The sequence below is a fragment of the Mycobacterium sp. E796 genome (genome assembly GCF_001672815.1).
Classification (GTDB): Bacteria; Actinomycetota; Actinomycetes; order Mycobacteriales; family Mycobacteriaceae; genus Mycobacterium.
Window position 1 is genome coordinate 1 of sequence record NZ_LZKK01000303.1, and the last position, 4324, is coordinate 4324.

The 4324-nt window shown below is 65.6% G+C and carries 4 protein-coding genes and 1 pseudogene; 3 read left to right on the plus strand and 2 right to left on the minus strand.

The genetic code is table 11. From position 1 onward, the window contains the following. Positions 1-249: pseudogene (locus tag A5706_RS23565) on the plus strand (glycosyl transferase family 1); the annotation flags it as partial. Between the two features lie 19 nt (positions 250-268). Here the strand turns inward: A5706_RS23565 and A5706_RS23570 are convergent. Beyond that, on the minus strand, positions 269-1054 hold the full coding sequence (locus tag A5706_RS23570) for a GAP family protein (protein ID WP_197517953.1): 786 nt from the start codon (positions 1052-1054) through the stop codon (positions 269-271). 219 nt (positions 1055-1273) lie between these two features. Here A5706_RS23570 and A5706_RS23575 point away from each other — a divergent pair, with 219 nt between their 5' ends. Further along, positions 1274-2554, plus strand: a complete 1281-nt coding sequence (locus A5706_RS23575) for a glycosyltransferase (RefSeq protein WP_068136097.1) — start codon at positions 1274-1276, stop codon at positions 2552-2554. A 50-nt stretch (positions 2555-2604) separates the two neighbouring features. After that, on the plus strand, positions 2605-3390 hold the full coding sequence (locus A5706_RS23580) for an alpha/beta fold hydrolase (RefSeq protein WP_068136101.1): 786 nt from the start codon (positions 2605-2607) through the stop codon (positions 3388-3390). Positions 3391-3412: 22 nt separating this feature from the next. Here A5706_RS23580 and A5706_RS23585 read toward each other — a convergent pair. Beyond that, a partial coding sequence (locus A5706_RS23585; RefSeq protein WP_068136103.1) for a Gfo/Idh/MocA family protein occupies positions 3413-4324 on the minus strand: 912 nt, incomplete at its 5' end.

Here is a 4324-nt window from a genome sequence, read left to right on the forward strand (position 1 = left end):
TTGATCCTCTGGATGGCGGACGTTCAGTTCATGTGGGGCGCCGCGGTCAAGCGGCTGAAAGTGGGCGTCGCTCGGCGCTTTTCGACCACCACTGAGAAATCGCTTGTCTCGGACCTCCGCACCATCCTTGCCCCGGAGTACGCCGCCCGGGCCCGCGAGATTGCCACCCGAATGACCGAACCCGCCAAGAGCGTCGCGGCCGCCGCGGATCTTGTGGAAGAGTTCGCCGGCCTCAATGGTGTCGGCTGATTCGCTCTAAGCCATCCGCTCAGACGCCGACGATGCCCACGGCCAACATGGCGAACCCGGCCAGCGCCACCACCCCGATTAGAACCTGGCGGCGGTTGGCCGACACCCAGTCGTGCAGCCGTTGCAGCGCCGCCTGGGTTTTCGCCGGCGCGGCCACATAGCTCATGAGCGGAATCTCGACGGCGGCGAATATCACGAACACCCATGCGAAGGCCAGCGCGACCTGCGTACCGATCGCGGCTCCCGACACCACGATGGTGGTGAGTACCAACAAAACGCTCACCGGTGGCGGTCCCATTGCGAGGCCGACCACCAGGGGGACCTTCAACGATTCGCTTTCCCACATGTTCCGGGCGCGACCGCGAAAACGCCGCACCAGCGACCTACCCGCCGGCGCATCCGGCGCGCCGCCCTGCGGCTGCGAGGTTGCGATCGCGGTATTCAAGTCCGGCACCGACGTCGAAGCGCCGCCGTCCGGCGCCGCTAGCAAGGCCTGCTGACTAGTACGCAAGCGGACCGCCAGCACCGCGGCGATCGACAGCGCCAGCACACCGATGCCGATTTGAATGTGATGCACCGCGGGATTCGCGAAGGTCCCCCTCGAAACGCGCTGCGCAAAAGACCTGAAAGGGGGGACGAGGTGTAGCACGATCAACGGGACCAGCATGTAAGGCACACTCACCGCCATTGCGCCAACCCAGTAAGCGAGCAGGTTTGACACAGGCCGTGGCCGGGAGATCAGCAGCAGGACGACGCCAAGACGTACGGGATCGAATGTCAATAGGAGCGTCAGCACCAGCAGCACTGAATTACCCCACACGCGCCGAAGACTACCGTGTCGGATTTTGCATGCGGAATCTTTCGAGTCTTGCCGGGTCGATTCGAGGCCGCGGGCGTTGCCGGGCCTCAAAGACCTCCACCAATTTCCGAGCGCCCCTAACCGCGGGTCTCCCGCTATACTTCCGGAGCCGCGGGGGCTTTCATTTGCAAAACGCGTATGGGAAGTGAAAGGCCGGGGTCCGCGATGAAATTTGCGCTGGCGAATTGGGGCAGGCGTGGCGATATGGAGCCCTGCGTCGCCGTCGGCCGCGAGTTGGTGAACCGAGGGCACGACGTGCGCATCGCCATCCCGCCTGACCTGGTTGGCTTCGCCGAGTCGGCAGGGCTTGAGGCAGTCGCCTGCGGACCCGAGACGCACGCCATTATGGAGATTTCCCGCAACTACTGGAGATGTTTCTTCGACAACCCGTGGAAGATCCGGGAGCTGACGAGCCTGCAGCGCGAACTTAACGAGGGCCTCAGCCTCGTTTCGGAGGAGATGGGCGCGGCGATGAAGTCGATGGCCGAGGGCGCCGACCTGCTGTTCGCCGGCTTGAATTTCGAGGCCCCCGCCGCCAGCGTCGCGGAGTACTACGACATTCCGTTGGCCACGCTGCATTGGTTCCCGGTCCGGGCCGGCGGCCAGCTACTCCCCTTCGTCCCGGCGCCGATTGGCCGCGCCGCAACGAACCTCTTGTGGTGGCTCTCTTGGCGCGGATCGAAGAAGACCGAGGATGCGCAGCGCCGTGAACTCGGTCTCCCGGCGGCCACGAGTCCCGCGCCGCGGCGGATCACCGAACGCGGATCGTTGGAACTGCAGGCCTACGAAGAGGTGTGTTTTCCCGGGCTGGCCGCCGAATGGGCGAAATGGAATGAGCGGACGCCCCCGCAAAGGCCATTCGTCGGCACGCTGACGATGGAGTTGCCAACGGATGCCGATGAGGAGGTCTTGTCGTGGATCGCGGCGGGGACACCGCCGATCTTCTTCGGGTTCGGCAGCGTGCCGGTCGAGTCCGCGACCGACACGCTGGCAATGATCAGCGCGGCCTGCGCCGAGTTGGGTGAGCGGGCGTTGATTTGCTCCGGCTGGAGCGACTTCGGCGACGTTCCTGTTTCCGGGCACGTCAAGGTGGTGGGCACGGTGAATTACTCCGCGATCTTTCCCGCCTGCCGCGCGGTCGTGCACCACGGTGGTGGGGGAACCTTGGCGGCCGGCCTGCGCGCCGGAGTCCCCACGTTGGTCCTTTGGATGTTGCCCGATCAGCCGCTCTGGGGAGCCGCGGTCAAACGACTCAAAGTGGGCACCGCAAGGCGGTTTTCGGCCACTACCCACAAGTCGTTGGTCGCGGACCTTCGCACCATTCTGACCCCCCAATATCGCGCCCGCGCCCGTGAGCTGGCGACTCAGGTGACCAAACCCGCCGAAAGCGTTGCGGCAGCTACCGATCTTGTGGAGAGTTTCGCCCGCCTGCGGCGCGCTCGCTGATTGGCGACTCCGCGCTTCCGTCGGGGCAGATGACAATAGGATCGCCTGTCATGGACCTTTTTGTGCGCGAGTCCGGTCCGGTCGGCGCACCCACCGTCGTATTCCTCCACGGGGGGGAATTCAGCGGTCAGTCCTGGCAGCCCGTCGTCGAGCGAATGCCCCAATATCACTCCTTGGTTCCCGACCTGCCTCAGCACGGCGAGAGCCTGCAGCACGGACCATTCACGATGGAGGGAGCCGCCACTGCGGTGGCAGAACTCGTCCGGTCGCGGGCGAGCAATGGCCAGGCCCATCTCGTCGCGTTGTCGCTCGGGGCTCAGGTGGGGGTACAGCTGCTGGCGACCGCGCCAGAACTCGTCGATCGGGCGGTGCTGTGCGGAACCATCGTCAACGCGATGCCGGTTGTTCGGCTAACGGCGCCGCTGCTGGGGCTGGTCGCTTGGGCCAAGCAGTCGGTGACCATCCGCAGGAATGCGCGCCGGGCGACGGTTCCCTCGGCCGAGCTCGATGGCTACCGCGACGATGTGCGTCTCCTGCCGCCCGCGCAGATGGCCCATCTCGTCGCCGCGTCTGGGGGATTCACGATTCCCGAGGGACTCGACAAATCGGATTCGCCGACGCTGTTCCTCACCGGTGCCCACGAGATGCGGCTCGTCCGCAATTCGGGGGCAGCGCTCGCGCAGCGAATGCCCAATGGAGTCGACGGGCTGGCAATCGGCATGGGCCACGAGTGGCCTCTGCAATGTCCGGACCTTTTCGCCCGCACAGTCGACTGCTGGCTCAACGGCACGACCCTCCCGCCCGAGATCGCGCTGTCGGACTCGGTTCGTCGCTGATGCGTTGCCCTCGCGGCGAGGCTCAGGTCGGCTCACGCGCAGAGAGGCCCGCAGCGCGGTAGATCGCATCGATGACGCTCATGTTCTCGACCGCGTCTTCCGGCGTCGTCTTCACCGGTTCGCCGCGCAGCACCGCCGCGGCAAAAGCCTCGAGCTGGTACGCGAAGGTGGCGCGCCGCGGGAAGCGCTCGACGCGCTTGCTGTCGGCTGATTGGATGGAGAGCCGAGGGAGAACTTGAGGTGCCGCCGGACTGAGCCAATGCAGCCGGCCGCGATCGCCAACGATCCTGGCGCTCGCTCGAAAAAGATCCGACGACCACAGCGCGCAGCGGATCCGGCCCGTGAGCCAACTCGTGAAGCGCAACTCGGCCGTCATCGCCCGGTCCAGTTGAGTCCCGCGCAGTTTTGCCTGTGCCGCAACGACTTCCGGGGTCGAACCGCCGAAAGTGCGGAGCATGTCAACCGCGTAGACTCCGGCGTCCATCAGCGCGCCACCGGCGAGGGAGTAGTCGTAGACGTTGGCGTTGGAGCGCTTCGGCAGCAATACGCATAAGGAGACGTCGATCCGCTCGAGCTTGCCCAGCTCGCCTGACGTGAGAATCTGCTCGACGCGCGAAGTCAACGGATGGTAGCGGTACTGGAGCGCCTCCATGACGACACGATCTGATTTCGCGGCTAACTCGGCGATCTCGCGGGCCTCGGCGGCGTTGGCAGTGAACGGCTTTTCGCACAGCACGTGCTTGCCCGCATCAAGCGCAGCCCGGGTCCACCTGCCGTGCAAACCCGTCGGCGCCAAGATGTAGACCGCATCCACGTCCGGGTCGGCGATAAGCGCCGCATAGTTTTCGTGCACCCGAGCGATGCCGTGCTTGGCAGCAAAGGCGCGAGCGCGGGACACATCCCGTGATGCCACCGCGGCCACGACGACGCCGGT

Bases quoted from the DNA above. Each gene is read 5' to 3' on its own strand.
- A5706_RS23575 (WP_068136097.1), top strand. From the start codon at position 1,274: ATGAAATTTGCGCTGGCGAATTGGGGCAGGCGTGGCGATATGGAGCCC.
- A5706_RS23580 (WP_068136101.1), top strand. From the start codon at position 2,605: ATGGACCTTTTTGTGCGCGAGTCCGGTCCGGTCGGCGCACCCACCGTC.